At 54.7% G+C, this 18,004-nt stretch carries 17 protein-coding genes; 10 read left to right on the top strand and 7 right to left on the bottom strand.

Going from position 1 to position 18,004, the window contains the following annotated elements:
- Nucleotides 1-8: 8 nt before the first annotated feature.
- On the bottom strand, nucleotides 9-509 hold the full coding sequence (gene cpxP, locus AAIG39_RS18660; RefSeq protein WP_249569749.1) for a cell-envelope stress modulator CpxP: 501 nt from the start codon (nucleotides 507-509) through the stop codon (nucleotides 9-11).
- Between the two features lie 151 nt (nucleotides 510-660).
- Here cpxP and cpxR point away from each other — a divergent pair, with 151 nt between their 5' ends.
- Both cpxR and cpxA read left to right on the top strand, forming a co-directional pair.
- Nucleotides 661-1,359 (top strand): envelope stress response regulator transcription factor CpxR, encoded by a 699-nt coding sequence (gene cpxR, locus AAIG39_RS18655; protein ID WP_039077316.1) that lies wholly within the window; start codon nucleotides 661-663, stop codon nucleotides 1,357-1,359.
- The gene (gene cpxA / locus AAIG39_RS18650) at nucleotides 1,356-2,729 is read left to right on the top strand and encodes an envelope stress sensor histidine kinase CpxA (RefSeq protein WP_090087696.1); all 1,374 of its coding nucleotides are present in this window, start codon (nucleotides 1,356-1,358) and stop codon (nucleotides 2,727-2,729) included. Before cpxR ends, cpxA begins: the two co-directional genes overlap by 4 nt.
- A gap of 35 nt (nucleotides 2,730-2,764) precedes the next feature.
- On the opposite strand, the gene yiiM is transcribed toward cpxA, so the two are convergent.
- Nucleotides 2,765-3,439 (bottom strand): 6-hydroxyaminopurine reductase, encoded by a 675-nt coding sequence (gene yiiM, locus AAIG39_RS18645; RefSeq protein WP_090087694.1) that lies wholly within the window; start codon nucleotides 3,437-3,439, stop codon nucleotides 2,765-2,767.
- Between the two features lie 157 nt (nucleotides 3,440-3,596).
- On the opposite strand from yiiM, the gene AAIG39_RS18640 reads away from it, so the two are divergent.
- A complete protein-coding gene (locus AAIG39_RS18640; RefSeq protein ID WP_343194474.1) occupies nucleotides 3,597-4,493 on the top strand; it encodes a dihydrodipicolinate synthase family protein in 897 nt (298 codons plus the stop codon).
- Between the two features lie 47 nt (nucleotides 4,494-4,540).
- Here the strand turns inward: AAIG39_RS18640 and kdgT are convergent, their stop codons facing one another.
- The 5 genes from kdgT to rhaS (AAIG39_RS18615) all read right to left on the bottom strand — a co-directional run bounded on the left by kdgT (nucleotide 4,541) and on the right by rhaS (AAIG39_RS18615) (nucleotide 9,119).
- Nucleotides 4,541-5,524 (bottom strand): 2-keto-3-deoxygluconate transporter, encoded by a 984-nt coding sequence (gene kdgT, locus AAIG39_RS18635; protein WP_090087689.1) that lies wholly within the window; start codon nucleotides 5,522-5,524, stop codon nucleotides 4,541-4,543.
- 256 nt (nucleotides 5,525-5,780) lie between these two features.
- Entirely contained in the window at nucleotides 5,781-6,401 is a 621-nt protein-coding gene (gene sodA, locus AAIG39_RS18630) for a superoxide dismutase [Mn] (protein ID WP_039077321.1), read from the bottom strand.
- 190 nt (nucleotides 6,402-6,591) lie between these two features.
- Nucleotides 6,592-7,317 carry a metallophosphoesterase gene (locus tag AAIG39_RS18625; protein WP_090087687.1) on the bottom strand — a complete coding sequence of 242 codons (726 nt, stop codon included), beginning with the start codon at nucleotides 7,315-7,317 and terminating at the stop codon, nucleotides 6,592-6,594.
- Between the two features lie 16 nt (nucleotides 7,318-7,333).
- Nucleotides 7,334-8,203: an HTH-type transcriptional activator RhaR gene (rhaR, locus tag AAIG39_RS18620; RefSeq protein ID WP_090087682.1), complete on the bottom strand. Its 870-nt coding sequence runs from the start codon at nucleotides 8,201-8,203 to the stop codon at nucleotides 7,334-7,336.
- A 79-nt stretch (nucleotides 8,204-8,282) separates the two neighbouring features.
- The gene (rhaS, locus tag AAIG39_RS18615; protein ID WP_343194473.1) at nucleotides 8,283-9,119 is read right to left on the bottom strand and encodes an HTH-type transcriptional activator RhaS; all 837 of its coding nucleotides are present in this window, start codon (nucleotides 9,117-9,119) and stop codon (nucleotides 8,283-8,285) included.
- Between the two features lie 304 nt (nucleotides 9,120-9,423).
- Here rhaS (AAIG39_RS18615) and rhaB point away from each other — a divergent pair, with 304 nt between their 5' ends.
- From rhaB to AAIG39_RS18580, 7 genes are all read left to right on the top strand, one after another.
- On the top strand, nucleotides 9,424-10,893 hold the full coding sequence (rhaB, locus tag AAIG39_RS18610) for a rhamnulokinase (RefSeq protein ID WP_343194472.1): 1,470 nt from the start codon (nucleotides 9,424-9,426) through the stop codon (nucleotides 10,891-10,893).
- Nucleotides 10,890-12,149 carry an L-rhamnose isomerase gene (locus AAIG39_RS18605; protein ID WP_090087675.1) on the top strand — a complete coding sequence of 420 codons (1,260 nt, stop codon included), beginning with the start codon at nucleotides 10,890-10,892 and terminating at the stop codon, nucleotides 12,147-12,149. The genes rhaB and AAIG39_RS18605 overlap by 4 nt, the downstream gene beginning before the upstream one ends.
- Nucleotides 12,150-12,288: 139 nt before the next feature.
- Nucleotides 12,289-13,119, top strand: a complete 831-nt coding sequence (rhaD, locus tag AAIG39_RS18600; RefSeq protein WP_090087671.1) for a rhamnulose-1-phosphate aldolase — start codon at nucleotides 12,289-12,291, stop codon at nucleotides 13,117-13,119.
- 209 nt (nucleotides 13,120-13,328) lie between these two features.
- Nucleotides 13,329-14,315, top strand: coding sequence for a rhamnose ABC transporter substrate-binding protein (gene rhaS / locus AAIG39_RS18595; RefSeq protein WP_071194790.1), 987 nt, complete (start codon nucleotides 13,329-13,331; stop codon nucleotides 14,313-14,315).
- Between the two features lie 74 nt (nucleotides 14,316-14,389).
- Nucleotides 14,390-15,901: a sugar ABC transporter ATP-binding protein gene (locus AAIG39_RS18590; RefSeq protein ID WP_090087825.1), complete on the top strand. Its 1,512-nt coding sequence runs from the start codon at nucleotides 14,390-14,392 to the stop codon at nucleotides 15,899-15,901.
- Nucleotides 15,901-16,905 (top strand): ABC transporter permease, encoded by a 1,005-nt coding sequence (locus AAIG39_RS18585; protein ID WP_343194471.1) that lies wholly within the window; start codon nucleotides 15,901-15,903, stop codon nucleotides 16,903-16,905. Before AAIG39_RS18590 ends, AAIG39_RS18585 begins: the two co-directional genes overlap by 1 nt.
- The gene (locus AAIG39_RS18580) at nucleotides 16,902-17,906 is read left to right on the top strand and encodes an ABC transporter permease (RefSeq protein ID WP_090087664.1); all 1,005 of its coding nucleotides are present in this window, start codon (nucleotides 16,902-16,904) and stop codon (nucleotides 17,904-17,906) included. Before AAIG39_RS18585 ends, AAIG39_RS18580 begins: the two co-directional genes overlap by 4 nt.
- Nucleotides 17,907-18,004 lie beyond the last annotated feature (98 nt).

Here is an 18,004-nt window from a genome sequence, read left to right as displayed (position 1 = left end):
ACTACTGACTACCGGGAACGCTGGGTGCTACTACTCAATACTCCCAACGGTGAACTTTGCTGCATCTGCGTCATTTCACGCAGTTGGCTCATCCGTTGTTGGTGTTTCTGGTTCAAAACCGCTTGCTGATCAGGAGTAAGCAGGTGATACATCTGGTTGCGGACTTTCGCCATTTCAACCTGACGACTTATCTGTTCCTGCGCCATTTTTTCGGCCTGAACGCGCACAGCGTTTTCATCAAAATTTTCTGCGGTGACAAGGCGATGCATTGTCTCCATTTCGCTAACATTAACAGGAGGTTTATCGTGCCTCGCCTGTTGCATCAGATCCCGCATCTGTTGACGCTGATGTTCGGTTAATTGTATGCCGTCGAACATATGGCTCTGACTGGAACGCTGCGCGAATCCCTCAGTCGGGTGCCAGTTATCGCCTGTTACGACTTCAGCAGCCTGGCTAAAAGCACTTAGCGCCAGTGTTGAGGCCATGACGGCAGCGGTAACTTTGCGCATCATTTGCTCCCAAAAACTTTCTATGTCGCGAATCAACGATAATGAGTCTACGATTCAGGCTGCAAACATGCGTCAGGGGGTGTAAAACAACGTAAAGTCATGGATTAGCGAGCCTTGATGACGTAATTTCTGCCTCGGAGGTATTTAAACAATGAATAAAATTCTTTTAGTAGATGATGACCGAGAGCTTACATCCCTGTTAAAAGAGCTGCTCGACATGGAAGGTTTTAACGTGCTGGTTGCCCACGACGGGGAACAGGCGCTCAACCTCCTTGATGACAGCATCGATTTGCTTTTGCTCGACGTCATGATGCCGAAGAAAAACGGTATTGATACCCTTAAAGAGCTACGCCAGACACACCAGACTCCCGTCATTATGTTGACTGCACGCGGCAGCGAGCTGGATCGCGTACTCGGCCTTGAGCTGGGCGCGGATGACTATCTGCCGAAACCCTTTAACGACCGCGAGCTGGTCGCGCGTATCCGTGCGATTTTGCGTCGTTCCCACTGGAGCGAACAGCAGCAGAATACCGACAACGGTTCGCCAACGCTGGAAGTAGATGGCCTGAGCCTCAACCCGGGTCGTCAGGAAGCCAGTTTCGATGGTCAATCGCTGGAGCTGACCGGTACCGAATTCACCTTGCTCTATCTTCTGGCACAGCATTTAGGCCAGGTGGTTTCGCGTGAACATTTAAGCCAGGAGGTGTTGGGTAAACGCTTAACACCGTTTGACCGCGCGATTGATATGCACATCTCTAACCTGCGCCGTAAGTTACCGGACCGCAAAGATGGCCATCCGTGGTTTAAAACCTTGCGAGGCCGGGGCTACTTGATGGTATCCGCTTCATGATAGGAAGTTTGACCGCCCGCATCTTCGCCATTTTCTGGTTAACGCTGGCACTGGTGCTGATGCTGGTTCTGATGGTTCCCAAGCTTGATTCCCGCCAGATGACGGAGTTGCTTGATAGCGAACAACGTCAGGGCGTGATGATTGAACAGCACGTTGAAGCGGAACTGGCCAATGATCCACCCAACGATTTGATGTGGTGGCGCAGGCTGTTTCGCGCAATCGACAAATGGGCCCCTCCGGGGCAACGTTTGTTGCTGGTGACCAGCGAAGGGCGCGTGATTGGCGCCGAACGCAATGAAATGCAGATTATCCGTAACTTTATTGGTCAGGCAGATAACTCTGATCACCCGCAAAAGAAAAAATATGGTCGGGTAGAGCTGGTGGGGCCTTTTTCCGTCCGCGACGGTGAGGATAATTACCAGCTCTATCTTATTCGACCAGCCAGTAGTTCCCAGTCTGACTTTATCAACCTGCTGTTTGACCGCCCTCTCCTGTTGCTGATCGTTACGATGCTGATCAGCTCGCCGCTGCTGCTGTGGCTGGCGTGGAGCCTGGCAAAACCCGCGCGTAAGTTGAAAAACGCGGCAGATGAAGTGGCACAGGGTAATTTGCGGCAGCATCCTGAGCTGGAGGCCGGGCCGCAAGAGTTCCTTGCCGCAGGCACCAGTTTTAACCAGATGGTCATGGCGCTGGAGCGAATGATGACTGCCCAGCAACGGCTCCTCTCCGATATTTCTCACGAATTACGGACACCGTTAACGCGACTGCAACTCGGCACCGCGCTGTTGCGTCGTCGCAGCGGCGAGAGTAAAGAGCTGGAGCGTATCGAAACCGAAGCCCAGCGGCTGGACAGTATGATCAACGACCTGTTGGTCATGTCGCGTAATCAGCAGAAAAACGCGCTGGTCAGCGAAACGGTCAAAGCCAATCAGTTGTGGAATGAGGTGCTTGATAACGCCGCGTTCGAAGCGGAACAGATGGGTAAATCTCTGACGGTGAATTTCCCGCCTGGCCCGTGGCCGCTGTACGGCAACCCGAATGCGCTGGAAAGCGCGCTGGAAAATATCGTCCGTAACGCGCTGCGTTATTCACACACCAAAATTGAAGTGAATTTCTCGGTCGATAAAGACGGCATCACCATTAACGTGGACGATGACGGTCCGGGCGTCAGCCCGGAAGATCGCGAGCAGATCTTCCGCCCGTTCTACCGTACCGATGAAGCGCGCGATCGCGCGTCCGGCGGCACAGGTTTAGGACTGGCAATCGTTGAAACCGCTATGCAGCAGCATCGCGGTTGGGTGAAAGCCGACGATAGCCCACTCGGCGGTTTACGCCTGACGTTGTGGATCCCGCTGTATAAACGTGCCTGAGGATTTCCCCTCGCCTTACCGGGCGGGGGAAACCGCTACTTATCCCGCAAACGTCGGGAGTAATCTTCGATTTTTCCGCTGGTTCGCCGATTTTGCATGGTTCTTGTCCAACTGGCCGAAAGCCCCGTTGCGGACATTAATCTGCGATATTGCTCATCATCAAACGGCATATGCCAGGCGATTGCGGCGGCATCCAGAACGCTCACATCGCTGTTACGTGATACCAGTTCCAGCGGCGCGTCGACGTTCACTTTGCCACCGGTAATGACCCGATAAAGCCAGCCAACGCGCCCACTCGCCTGCATCTGCGAAGACATGTCGCTAATGGAAAAGTGAAAGTTAAGTTTGAAGCAGGGCGAGCGCGGCTGCGTCACCTGAATGAGCGCATTTCCCCAGCGAAAAATATCTCCGATAAAGACATTTCTTTCCGTCAGCCCTTCGGTCGAGAGATTCTCGCCAAACGCCGGGGCGAAGAAAAGCGCCGCCTGTTCTGGAAACATCGTTTTCCAGTGAGCGTAGTGTTCGCGAGGATAATGACAAAGCGCCCGGTCCGGACCGCCGTGGTAAGAGGTATCCGCCTGCTCATCACCGTCTAACCCCAGCGCCGTTAACATCAACTCGCCTTCCAACTGCAATTTGGCAATTGCGCTGGGTCTGCTGCCCTGATAATCCTTTATTTTTCCTGTAAAAACATTCACCGGATGCTGCATTTCCTCTCTCCCGGGTTCTCCCATCATCGGCATATTAGACCACACTTTTTAGCAATAAATCGTGCAGAAATGCGACACCGATACGCCTGCGTTTTATATGAACGTGCTATGAATTAAAAGAAGTGAAACGCAATTTCATATTCAAGGAGACAGTGACGTGAAGATTAAAAATGAATTTTATGGCGTCTGGTGCCCGTCCATTACCCCTATGACACCTGCCGGTAAAATCGACCTGAACGGATTAAGACAGCATATTTCACGCCTGACCGACGCCAGAATTGATGTGGTGTTGCTGATGGGCAGCATCGGCGAATTTGCCTCTTTCACCCTTGATGAACGACTCATGCTTATCCGGGAAGTGCGCGGTATGACCCCCGGCACCCTGGTGGCAAATGTTTCCTCAACCTGCCTGAGTGACGTTGAATGGATGGCGGAAGGAGCCTTCCGCACGGGTTACGATGCCGTTATGGTGCTGCCTCCTTATTACTATGGGCAAACAGCCGCGCAATTACTGAGCTACTTTCGCCATCTGGGGAAACGGCTGAACGGTAAGTGGTTTGCCTATAATTTTCCGGCCAGGACCGGCTGCGATCTGACGCCAGAAATTGTCGCCACCCTGGCAGCGGAATTCCCGAATTTTGCCGGTATTAAAGATACGGTCGATTGCCAGTCGCATACACGCAATATCATTCTGGCTACCGAGAAAATCCGTGATGATTTCGCCGTTCTATCGGGGTACGACGAATACTTCATTCCCAATCTGCTGGCAGGCGGCGCGGGGGTTATCTCCGGGCTCAACAACGTAATGCCGGAACTGTTTGTCAGGGCACGGGAAGCATGGAAGCAAAACGATTTGCCTGCGCTGCATGAAGCCCAGCGTGAGATTGGCAAATTCATGTCGATTTACACAACGGGCGAAGATTTCGTTACCACAATTAAAACTGTGGTAGCACGGAAATTTGGCTATTGCGGCGCAACTTCCCGCAATGCCGGCGGTGAATTAACGCCAGCGCAATGTGCACAGGTTGATGAAATTTTCGGTATCGGCCACTAAACAAAAAACCGGCCTGAGGAGGCCGGTTTCTCTTTTACGCCGCGGTGCTATTTCACCGCACCGCGCAAATCTGCGACCGCCGCATTTCCTTTGACTTTTCGTGACCAGAGAGAGGTCAGAATCGGCACCAGAATAGAAGTCACAATTACCGATGTAGCCACCATAGCGGTTGCGGCGGGTGCCATTGCCTTAAACTCCGGCACCATCTCGGCAATCAGTACCGGTGTTGCCACCGCCGCACCGGCGGAACTTGAGGCTGCAAGCCCGGCGGTACCGTCCCCACCACCCAGCACTTTATCAGCAATAATTAACGGAATGCCGGTAATCACAATCACCGCCAGCCCCAGCAGGATACCGGGCAAGCCGGTCTGTGCGATAACGCTCAGGTCGATAGTATTCCCCAGCGCAAAGGCAAAAAACGGAATCAGCGTCTGCACCGCTCGGGTGAAGAATTCCCGTAGCTCCGGATCGAGGTTGCCCAGCGCAAAGCCAATCAGGAACGGCAGTACCGCGCCGACAAATACGTGCGGCTCAAAAGAGGCGATACCCGCTGTCCCCAGAATCACCATCGTCATCAACGGGCCAGACTCAAGCGACATCAATACAAACGCCCCGGCCTCTTCTTTGGTGCCATATTGCTGCATGATGGAGGCATAAAGGCCGCCGTTAGTCATGTCCATAGAGGCCACCAGCGCCAGTGTCGACAGCCCGGCAAAGAAACCGGCTTCCACACCGTGAGCCGGAATCAATCGTGATGCTACCGCCGCAACCACCCAGGCCACCGCGATTTTGGTCACCACCAGCGTGCCCGATTTCCGCAATACCGTCCCGGTCGCGCTGAGCTTAATCGATGCGCCCATGCAGAAAAACCATACCGCCAGAATCGGCACAGTACCGGTGATCATGCCATTGGTGAAAGAACCAAAGTATTTTCCGGCCCCTGGTGAAAACGTATGGCACAGCGCCCCAAGAAAAAGAGGAACCAACATCATCCCACCGGGAATTTTTTCTATTGCACGTTTGATTTGCATTTCGCCACCTGTAAAAACAGTGAGTCTGGTGCGCCATCTCGCCCTTTCGTCGGGCGTTTCCAGCGCTGATGGCAAAATGTTAGAACGTCGTCACACTCAGAAAAGTGATCTCCCATACAAAATCAAAACAATATTTCATTTTAATTGGATATATGTTTCTTTTGATTTAACGGCCGATCGGCAACCATAAAAAAACCCCCGCTGACGACGCCAGCAGGGGCTTGATGTACCCGCAAGAACGGGTGATTTAGCGAAATTATTTCTTCGCAGCGAAACGCGCCGCAGCTTCGTCCCAGTTCACTACGTTCCAGAACTCTTTGATGTAATCCGGGCGGCGGTTCTGGAATTTCAGGTAGTACGCGTGTTCCCACACATCCAGACCTACGATTGGGAAGCCAGAGGCGCCAGAAATTGCTTCACCCATCAGCGGGGAATCCTGGTTAGCAGTGGAAACCACAGCCAGTTTGTCGCCTTTCAGCACCAGCCACGCCCAACCAGAACCAAAGCGGGTTGCTGCTGCTTTTTCGAATTCCGCTTTGAAGTTATCAACGGAACCGAAGTCACGCTCGATGGCCGCTTTCAGGTCACCCTGCAGGGTGGTGCCTTTTTTCAGGCCTTTCCAGAAGAAGCTGTGGTTAGCATGACCGCCCGCGTTGTTACGCAGAACGGTTTTTTTATCAGCCGGCAGTTGGTCCAGTTTGGTGATCAGCTCTTCAGCAGACAGACTGGCGAATTCTGGCAGGCTTTCCAGCGCTGCATTCGCATTATTTACATAAGTCTGGTGGTGTTTAGTGTGATGGATTTCCATCGTCTGCTTGTCGAAATGAGGTTCAAGTGCATCGTACGCGTAAGGCAGGGATGGCAGTGTATAGCTCATACTAATCTCCATTATTGTCGGGCGGCAGGTGTGTTAACGCCGCGTAATCAGTTGGTTCATTATAGTTAGTTAAATGATATTGAAAATGTTTATCAATGCCGTAGTTTTAATATGGTTATAACATTCTGTTATGAACCTGAGTCTGCAAGAGAGATAGCGCAGCGACAAACGAAAAAATGATCGCCAAACCCTATACGAAAATGGGGTAGCTGGTTAACAAGCCAGCAGCAAAACGATGGAGCATCAAAGAAGGGGGATCATTGGCGGGTGGCACCGTTTCTCCGCCAAACCAGGCGGGATTCGCCGGACAAACGGAACCGCAAATGTAGGCCGGAACGCCCGCCAGATGGCTGGCAATGGGTCGGTGTACATGCCCTGAGGCGATGGCCAGCGTGCGACCGGCATAATCAGTAAGCAGCGCAGCCAACTCACCGGAACCGCGACACATGATTTTATCCATTGTGGGGATGCCGCTCGGGAACACGTGGTGATGCAGAAAAAGCAGCACGGGCAGCCCATCGTCACCCGCCAGCTGGCGTTCCAGCCACGCCAGATGCGCAATAATACTGCCCGCCGCCTCTCCTTTCAGGGTGGTATCAACGCCGATAAGGCGTAATCCTTTCACTTCGACGGAAAAATGCAGGGCGTCCGGCATCCAGGCCTCACTCTCCCAACAGGCCCGCATCATGGCGTGATTATCGGCATTACCCGGCAGCAGAAAGACCGGGCAATGTTGCCCCTTTAGCAACGACGCAATGGCGGCATACCCGGCGAACCAGTCGTCATCCACCAGATCGCCCGTCACCACCAGGGCGTCAGGTTGAATAAATTCGAGCCATTCCAGCGCGCGAGCAAACCGGGCCAGATTGTCGTTACCCGGCGCGGCGTGAATATCAGTTAGCTGAGCAACAATCATGAAAATGTCCTGTTTGTTATCGCAGAACAGGTCCTTCCTGGGCCGCTTCGTTACGACGCTGTCGCCACTGGCTTGGCGTCATGCCGGTTTCGCGGGTAAAAACGACCGAGAAATAATTACTGTCCTCAAAGCCACAGCGCGTGGATACCTCACCTACCAGCAATTCTGTGTGCTGCAACAGATACTGTGCATGGCAGATACGCAGCTGACGCAGGTAATTATTGATGGTCATGCCGGTTTGTGCGCGAAATTGTTGGCGTAGCGCGCGCTCACTGCACTGCTCCTGATCGCAAAAGCGCTCAAGCATGAAAGTGCGATTCAGGCTACCTGTGAGCGCGGTAATTAACTTATCAAGCAGTGCTTCGCTGCTGGTCGCCGCCAGGTTATCGGCCGCAAAGCGGTGGCGTGTGAGAGTCATCACCAGTTGGGCGAAGAGCACCTCAGCCATGTTATTTGCCAGCGCGTCGGTTTTAATACTCTCTTGCTCCAGTTGGGTGATGACCTGTCTTGCCTGAGTCATGCCGGTACTGCCCAGACGCCAGTGCGGCGTCCACTCTTCACCACTCAACCCTGGTATATGCCCCGCCCAGTCGAGGTTAAGCGTCAGACGGTCCGGGCAATAGATGATATTTTGCAGCACCAGATCGTTGACGGAGGCGTAGGAGTGTTTGTCTTGCGCGCGGATATAAAACAGATCGCCACGGGTAATACGATAGGGACGGTCATTGAGGATATGCAAACCGTTACCGCGCCAGACCAGCACCAGTTCGCAAAACTCATGCGTATGTTCTGCAAATACATTTTGCGGATAGCGGTCCGCCACGGCCACCGCTTGCCCCACCCGGGGGAAAAAATCCGCTTTACGAAGAATTAACTGGCTTCCCACTACATCACCCCGGCCGAAGACAACCGATAACTATTAGCTGATATTTGGTGAAAAATCGGTGATAGCCTTCTCGTTACCACTATTGCAGTTGCACATCTCGCCCCTGGCGAATATCGCGAGGGGACCAGGCGAATTCCCGGCGAAACAGGGTAGAAAAGTGGTTACTGTCGCCGAAACCGCAGCGAAACGCGATATCTGTAACGCTATCATCGCTGTGGCGCAGCATATGACGCGCCTTAATCAGACGCAGACGGTTGAGATAACGCTGCGGCGTCAGGCCGGTATATTGCTTTAATTGACGGTGTAATGTGCGCAGCGACAGGGTGAACTGATCCGCCAGCGACTCCCAACAAACCTCTTCGGCAAAATGATCCTCAAGCCAGGAGATCAACTGATTGAGACGCGCGTCGTTACTCATCGCCCCTTCCGCAAGGCTGCTTTTACGCAGCAGAACCAGTAACTGCATAAACAGGATTTCACGGTTGGCGGTGGTCGCCATGTCCATCCCCTCTCCCACCGCTTCCATCTGGCCGATAATCTCGCGCACCTGTTGCAGTACGCACTGGTTGACGCGCCAGTGAGATGGATAGTGCCCGTCCTGCTCCTGCGGCAGAAGCTCATTCAGCCCCGCCAGAAACTTAAACGCATCCGGCGAACGGTAGAGCACATTGGTCAGGCACAGGTTGTCAGTATGTTCATAAAGGTGTCTGTCGTGATCGCGGACAAAGCAGACGGTTCCTCCACTAATGGTATAGGACTGTCCGTTAAAAACATGGATGCCAGTACCGTGTTCAACAATCACAATTTCATGAAAATCATGATGATGTTCCGGAAACGCAGCCTGAGGCAGACGCGGCTCAATAGCGACAGGCGTTGTGCCAGAAGGAAAGAAATCCACGCTGTGTAATACGGTCATGATTGCCTCACATACCAATGAGAAGTGTTCTCAAAATAGTAATTAAGCACGGCAATCCGCACCTTGAATTTTTGACCGCAAAACGGGTAAAGCCTGTCAGATTTTCAAGAAAGGGTCGGAAAGTTCAGGAATTGTCGCCCCGGTCACACCCCGTAAACCACACGGCTTTATCAGAAACTGTGAACTGTCTCACTTTCATCTTTGCTTTCTTGCCAGCCACCCCCTGGGGGTGTCATTAACAAGAAGGTTACCGCGAGGTCCTTTTTTTAGACTGGGGGCAATAACTCTCATAAGGACCCCCATCATGACATTTCGCCATTGTGTCGCCGTTGATCTAGGTGCCTCCAGCGGGCGTGTAATGCTGGCCTGCTACGCGACCCAACAGCGGACGCTCACGCTGCGTGAAGTGCATCGCTTCGCCAACAACCTGCAAAAAAATAACGGCTACGACTGCTGGGATATCGATACTCTTGAAGACGAAATTCGTCTGGGTCTGGAAAAAGCCTGTGCACAGGGTGTCACCATCGACAGTATCGGTATCGACACCTGGGGCGTGGATTATGTTTTGATCGACAAACAGGGTAAGCGCGTTGGCTTACCTGTCTCCTATCGCGACCATCGCACGGATGGCATCATGGCCACCGCCCTTGAGCAGCCGGGCAAAGCCGATATTTACCGCCGCAGCGGTATTCAGTTTTTACCCTTTAATACCCTCTATCAATTGCGCGCGCTGGCTCAGCAACAACCGGACATTGTGGCTGCTGCCGCCCATGCGCTGCTGATACCCGACTATTTCAGTTTCCGTCTGACCGGCAACCTGAACTGGGAATATACCAACGCCACCACCACGCAACTGGTGAACATCGATAGCGATAACTGGGATACCACGCTACTCGACTGGGCGGGCGTACCCGCCTCGTGGTTCGGTACACCAACCCATCCGGGTAATATTATCGGCCACTGGCAAAGCCCGCAGGGGAAAGCGATTCCGGTAGTTGCCGTCGCCAGCCACGATACCGCCAGTGCGGTGATCGCTTCACCGCTGAAAGACGCCAGCGCCGCCTATCTCTCCTCCGGCACCTGGTCTCTGATGGGCTTTGAAAGCACTACGCCATACACCAGCAGTGATGCGCTGGCTGCCAACATCACCAACGAAGGCGGGGCGGAAGGTCGCTATCGCGTGCTGAAAAATATCATGGGGCTGTGGCTGTTACAGCGCGTTCTCAAAGAGCGCGACATCACCGACCTGCCTGCCCTGATCGCCGGGGCCCGCGCGCTGCCCTCCTGCCGGTTCGTGATCAATCCAAACGACGAGCGTTTTATCAATCCGCAAAACATGGGCGAAGAGATCCAGACCGCCTGCCGCGAAAGTAATCAGCCGGTACCGCAGAGCGATACCGAACTGGCACGCTGCATTTTCGATAGCCTGGCGCTGCTGTATGCGGACATTCTCGGCGAACTGGCGGCGCTGCGCGGTCAGCCTTTCACCCGGTTGCATATCGTCGGCGGCGGCAGCCAGAACCAGCTGTTAAACCAACTCTGTGCCGATGCCTGCGGGCTGCCCGTAGTGGCAGGGCCGATTGAGGCCTCCACGCTGGGCAATATCGGCGTACAACTCATGACGCTCAACGAACTGAGCAGTGTCGACACCTTCCGTGATGTGGTGAGCACCAGCTATGCGCTGACCACCTTTACACCCAATCCTGACAATGAAATTGCCCGCAACGTCGTGCGGTTTCAGCAGAAACGACAGACAAAGGAGCTTTGCGCATGACCACTCAACTTGAACAAGCCTGGGAACTCGCTAAACAGCGCTTTGCCGCTGTAGGCATTGATGTCGAAGAGGCCCTGCGCCAGCTCGACAGGCTGCCGGTTTCCATGCACTGCTGGCAGGGCGACGATGTCGCCGGTTTTGAAAACCCGCAAGGCGCGCTCACCGGCGGTATCCAGGCGACCGGCAACTATCCGGGTAAAGCACGCAATCCTCAGGAGTTGCGCGCCGATCTGGAGCAGGCCCTGAGCCTGATACCGGGTCCGAAACGCCTGAACCTGCACGCGATGTACCACGAAGCGGGTCCGTCGGTCAGTCGCGACGCGATCAAGCCTGAACATTTCAAAAACTGGGTCGAATGGGCAAAAGCCAACAAGCTGGGGCTGGATTTCAACCCGTCCTGCTTCTCACACCCGATGAGTGCCGATGGCTTCACACTCTCTCATGCGAACGATGAAATTCGTCAGTTCTGGATTGACCATGTGAAAGCCAGCCGCCGTATCTCCGCTTACTTTGGTGAGCAACTGGGAACGCCATCGGTAATGAACATCTGGGTACCGGACGGCATGAAAGATGTCACCGTTGATCGTCTGGCACCGCGCAAACGTCTGATGGAGGCGCTGGATGAAGCATTGAGCGAGAAGTTCGACCAGGCGCATCACATCGACGCCGTTGAAAGCAAACTGTTCGGTATTGGCGCAGAAAGCTATACCGTCGGCTCAAACGAGTTTTATATGGGCTACGCCACCAGCCGCCAGACCGCCCTGTGTCTGGACGCGGGCCACTTCCACCCGACCGAAGTCATTTCCGACAAGATCTCCGCCGCCATGCTGTATGTGCCGCGCCTGCTGTTGCACGTCAGCCGCCCGGTGCGCTGGGACAGCGACCACGTAGTGCTGCTGGATGACGAAACACAAGCTATCGCCAGCGAAATCATTCGCCACAACCTGTTCGACCGCGTGCACATCGGCCTGGATTTCTTCGATGCCTCTATCAATCGTATCGCCGCGTGGGTTATCGGCACCCGCAACATGAAAAAAGCCCTGCTGCGCGCCCTGCTGGAGCCAACAGAACAATTGCGTCAACTGGAAGCTAATGGGGATTACACCGCCCGCCTGGCGCTACTGGAAGAGCAGAAATGTCTGCCGTGGCAGGCGGTGTGGGAAATGTATTGTCAGCGCCACGATACCCCGGCCAGCAGTCAGTGGCTGGAGAGCGTGCGGGCGTATGAGAAAGCGGTATTGAGCCAACGCGGGTAAAGCCTCACCCCGCCATTCGGGGAGAGGGAGAAAAGCGCGCGATGTTGCCAGAGCGCACCGAACAGTTCCCTCGGCCCCTTTGGGGAGAGGGTCAGGGTGAGGGGAAGCCCCCGCACCGAATCAAAGGAACCAAAAGACTATGCAGAACATTATTAACGCCTGGTTCACCCAGGGCATGATCAAAGCCACCAGTGATGCCTGGCTCAAAGGCTGGGACGAACGCAACGGTGGTAACCTGACGTTGCGTCTGGACGCTGCGGACATTGCCCCATACGAAGCCGATTTTCACGCCGAACCGCGCTATATCGCGCTCAGCCAACCGATGCCGCTACTGGCGAACACCGCCTTTATCGTCACGGGTTCCGGCAAATTCTTCCGTAACGTCCAGCTCGACCCGGCCGCCAACCTCGGTGTGGTCAAAGTAGACAGCGACGGTGCGGGCTACCACATCCTGTGGGGGCTGACGAATGAAGCGGTGCCGACTTCTGAGCTACCCGCGCACTTCCTGTCACACTGTGAACGCATCAAAGCAACCAACGGCAAAGATCGTGTCATCATGCATTGCCATGCCACGAACCTGATTGCGCTGACCTATGTACTGGAAAACACAACCGATCTTATTACCCGCAAGCTTTGGGAAGGCAGTACGGAGTGTCTGGTGGTCTTCCCGGATGGCGTCGGCATTCTGCCATGGATGGTGCCAGGTACCGATGAAATCGGCCAGGCAACCGCAAAAGAGATGAGCAAGCATTCGCTGGTGTTGTGGCCATTCCACGGCGTCTTTGGCAGTGGCCCGACACTGGACGAAGCGTTTGGTCTGATCGATACCGCCGAGAAATCGGCAGAAGTACTGGTGAAAGTCTATTCGATGGGTGGAATGAAGCAGACCATCACCCGTGAACAACTGATTGCGCTGGGCAAACGTTTTGGCGTCACCCCGCTGGCAAGTGCATTAGAGCTGTACCAATAAGAACGTCACATAATCCCTCCAGGCGATGACCCGGGGGGAAAACTCTGTTACCTGCAAACTATCCATTCCCTACGGATTTCGCAGTGCAGGAAGGCGGTGACGCAGCGAATTACCAGGAACTTACAAGAGTCAGTGACTGGGGTTTGCGTGAACGCCAACGCACCTGCAATGCGAAAGACGACGGGAAACTAACTCGTGGAGTAAAAGCAATGAAAATTAAAGCAAGCTTGATCCTCACCGTTGCCGCCCTGGCGTTGTCCGGTTCCGCATTAGCAGAAGTCAAAATCGCTCTCGTGGCGAAATCATTGGGAAATGGTTTTTTTGAAGCAGCAAACACAGGCGCGCAGGAAGCCGCCAAAGAGTTAGGCGATGTAAAAGTTATCTATACCGGCCCCACCACTACCACCGCAGAAGCACAGATCGAAGTGCTTAACGGCCTGATCGCTCAGGGCGTGGATGCGATCGCGATTTCCGCAAACGATCCCGATGCCGTGGTCCCGGTACTGAAAAAAGCCATGCAGCGCGGCATCAAAGTGGTCTCATGGGATTCCGGCGTGGCAAAAGCGGGGCGTCAGATCCATCTGAATCCGTCCAATAACGCCCTGATTGGCGAAACGAATGTCAAGCTGGCCGTTGATGCGTTAAAAGCGCTGAACGTTGAGAAAGGCGATGTGGCCATTCTGAGCGCCACCCCAACCTCTACCAATCAGAATATCTGGATTGAAGAGATGAAAAAGGTGCTGCCGAAGTACCCCTCCGTCAATCTGGTAACCGTTGCCTATGGCGACGACCTGTCTGACAAGAGCTACCGCGAAGCGGTGGGTCTGCTGAAATCGTACCCGGATCTGAAAGTGATTGTCTCCCCGTCATCGGTGGGCATCGTGGCCGCCGCGCAGGCGGTGAAAGACCAGGGCAAAATCGGCAAAGTTTACGTAACGGGCCTGGGCCTGCCGTCTGAAATGGCAGGCGCAGTCAAATCCGGGGCGACGAAAAGCTTCGCTATCTGGAACCCCATCGATCTGGGCTATGCCGCCACTTATCTGGCAGACGATCTGGTGAAAGGGACCGCGACGAAAACCGAGGCCAATATGGGCAAACTCGGCAAGGTGAAACTGGATGCTGACGGCAACGGCGCAATGGCTGAGCCGTTCGTCTACGACGCCAGCAACATTGATAAGTTCTCGAAAATTTTCTAATCCCGGCACCCTCACCCCGGCCCTCTCCCTTTCAGAGAGAGGATGAGGGTGAAGGGGAATGAATGGAGAACATCATGACGGCATCCACACCCCTGCTGTCGCTCAAAGGCATCACCAAGGTTTTCCCTGGTGTCCGTGCCCTTGAGAACGTACAGCTCGACCTCTGGCCCGGCAAAGTCACCGCGCTTATCGGTGAAAACGGCGCGGGCAAGTCCACGCTGGTCAAAGTCATGACCGGTATTTACCAGCCTGAGGAGGGCGAGATTCTTTACAAAGCTATTCCCATCCAGCTTCCGACCCCGGAGTCTGCGCATAAGGTGGGGATCACCGCCATACACCAGGAAACCGTGCTGTTCGACGAATTGTCCGTCACGGAGAACATCTTCGTGGGTCAGTACATCTATAAAGGCCTGCTGAAAAAGCTCGACTGGCCTGCCATGCACCAGAAGGCGCGGGATATTCTGACCCGCCTTGAAGTACAGATTGATCCACGCGCCACGCTCAGGACACTGAGTATCGCCCAGCGCCACATGGTGGCGATTGCCCGCGCGCTGTCGTTTGAAGCGCAAGTGGTTATTCTCGACGAACCTACCGCCGCCCTCTCTCAGCACGAGATTCTGGAGTTTTATCAAATTGTTGAGCGTTTAAAACAAGAGGGTAAAGCCATTCTGTTTATCTCACACAAGTTTGATGAAATCTTCGAACTGGCAGACCACTACACCATCCTGCGCGACGGCGTATGGATTGGTTCCGGCGCCATGCAGGAGATAACCGAAGAACGGATGGTGGCGATGATGGTGGGGCGTTCCATTACTCAGACCTACCCGAAAGTTGCCTGCGAAATGGGCGAAACGGTACTGGAAGTGAAAGATCTCTGCCACCCGACCGAATTCGCTCATATCGACTTTTCTCTGCGCAAAGGGGAAATCCTCGGCTTCTACGGGCTGGTCGGTGCCGGGCGAACCGAACTGATGCAGGCGCTTTCCGGCGTCTCCCGTCCGTCTTCGGGCGAGATCATCCTTAACGGCAAAGCGGTCCATTTCAAACAGCCCGCCGATGCCATTCAGGCCGGAATTGTCTGCGTACCGGAAGAGCGGCAAAAACAGGGGGCAATTATTGAATTGCCTATCGCCCAGAACATCAGCCTGCCGCAGCTCAGCAAACTTAACCCCAACGGCGTGCTCAACGATGCCAAAGAGTGGGCGCTGGCGGACGAGTACGCCAAACGGTTGCAGGTGAAAGCCTTTAGCTGGAATCAGGCGGTCGAAACCCTCTCCGGCGGTAACCAGCAGAAGGTCGTCATTGGCAAATGGCTCGCTACCCACCCGGACGTGATCATCCTCGATGAACCGACCAAAGGCATCGATATCGGCTCGAAAGCAGCGGTGCACCAGTTTATGTCCGAACTGGTCTCCCACGGGCTGGCGGTGATTATGGTCTCCTCAGAACTGCCGGAAGTGATGGGCATGGCGGACCGTATCATCGTGATGCACGAAGGGTTAATGGTCGCTGAATATCAGGCCGGCGAAGCCACGGCAGAAACCATTGTCAGCGCCGCCAGCGGCTCTGGTAAGGAGGCAGCATAATGTGGCAACAACTCCTGAAACACCGCGAGGCCCTGCTGGGCGGGGTCATCGTGCTGATGTTACTTGCTATCGGCAGCCGCGTGCCGTCATTTATCGGCCCCGGCAATCTGGTAGAGATGTTTAACGACACCTCTATTCTTATCATCCTCGCCCTCGGACAGATGATGGTCCTGCTGACTAAAGGTATTGATTTGTCGATGGCGGCCAACCTCGCGCTGACCGGGATGATCGTCGCGCTACTCAACTTTCACCATCCGGATATTCCGGTCTGGGCACTGCTGATTCTGGCCACTGCGCTCGGTCTGGTGATGGGCATCATCAACGGTCTGCTGGTCTGGAAGATGGGTATTCCGGCGATTGTGGTGACGCTCGGCACCATGAGCATCTATCGCGGCATTATCTTTTTGCTCTCCGACGGCGGCTGGATTAACTCCCACCAGATGAGCGCCGACTTTCTCGGCCTGCCGCGCTCGTCACTGCTCGGGTTGCCGTTACTGAGCTGGTGCGCCATCGTCGCGCTATTTGTGGTGGGCTATTTCCTGCGCTACAGCCGTACCGGACGCGCCCTCTACACGGCGGGCGGTAATGCGACCGCCGCCTGGTACACCGGCATTAACGCCGGGAAAATGCAGTTCGTCAGCTTTTGCCTCTCCGGTGCGCTGGCGGGTTTCTGCGGTTATTTGTGGATTTCCCGCTTCGCCGTGGCGTATGTCGATGTGGCTAACGGTTTTGAACTGCAGGTCGTGGCAGCCTGTGTGATTGGCGGTATCAGCACCATGGGCGGAACAGGCCGGGTGCTGGGATGTTTGTTGGGCGCGCTATTCCTTGGCGTTATCAACAATGCGCTGCCCGTCATCGGTATTTCCCCCTTCTGGCAGATGGCGATTTCCGGTTCGGTGATTGTCATTGCGGTTCTGCTTAATGAACGTGGCAACAAGCGCAAAGGTCGTTTAATCCTGCGCGATGCGGCCCTGGCTCGACAAAAACAGGCGGTGAAATCATGACAAAAATGCTGACTTCCGACGCCATGAAAAGCGTTCCCGCCGCTACCCCGTTCTGGCAGCGTCTGATGTGCTGGGAAGGCTTTTTGCTGGCGGTGACCCTCGCGGTGTTTATCGTTAACGCTCTGGCGTCACCCTATTTCCTTAATATCTGGAACCTGTCCGACGCGACTTTCAACTTCACGGAAAAAGCGATCATCGTGTTGCCGATGGCGATGCTGATTATTGCCCGTGAGATTGACCTGTCGGTGGCCTCCACCATGGCGCTCAGCTCAACGGTAATGGGTTTTTGCGCCGCTGCGGGTATGGACACCGCGCTGCTGGTCTGCGTGGGGCTGGGTGTAGGGCTGCTGTGCGGGTTGTTCAATGGCTTGCTGGTGACGCGTTTTAACCTCTCATCCATTGTCATCACTATCGGGACCATGAGTCTGTACCGCGGCATCACTTACATCCTGCTTGGCGATCAGGCGCTTAATGCGTATCCGGAGAGTTTCGCCTGGTTCGGCCAGGGCTATGTGTTCGGCGCGCTGTCATTTGAATTTGCCCTGTTTATTGTGCTTGCCGCGGTCTTCGCCTTTGTCTTGCACCGCACCAACTTTGGGCGCCGCACTTACGCCATTGGCAATAACCCAACCGGCGCGTGGTATTCCGGTATCAATGTGAAACGCCACAACCTGATCCTGTTCGCGCTGGTGGGGCTGATGGCAGGCCTGGCATCGGTGCTGCTCACGTCACGTTTGGGCAGTACCCGCCCGACAATTGCGATGGGCTGGGAACTGGCGGTGGTGACGATGGCAGTACTCGGCGGCGTCAATATTCTCGGCGGTTCCGGCAGCATGGTGGGCGTGGTAATTGCCGCCTTCCTGATGGGGCTTGTGACTTTTGGTCTGAGCCTGCTCAACGTACCGGGGATTGTGATGTCGATTATCGTCGGCGCAATGCTGATCGTGGTGATTTCCCTGCCGATTATCTACCGCCGGGTGATGCAGCGCAGGCGCATTTAATTTCCCCCTCACAATGATCGCACTGTGCGGTTTTCCCCCTCTCCTCTTTGAGGAGAGGGCCGGGGTGAGGGGTACAGAATACCTCCGACGACATGGAG

Origin of the sequence: Phytobacter palmae (assembly GCF_039409775.1) — a bacterium.
Classification (GTDB): Bacteria; Pseudomonadota; Gammaproteobacteria; order Enterobacterales; family Enterobacteriaceae; genus Phytobacter; species Phytobacter palmae.
This window is presented reverse-complemented; position numbering and strand designations above follow the sequence as displayed.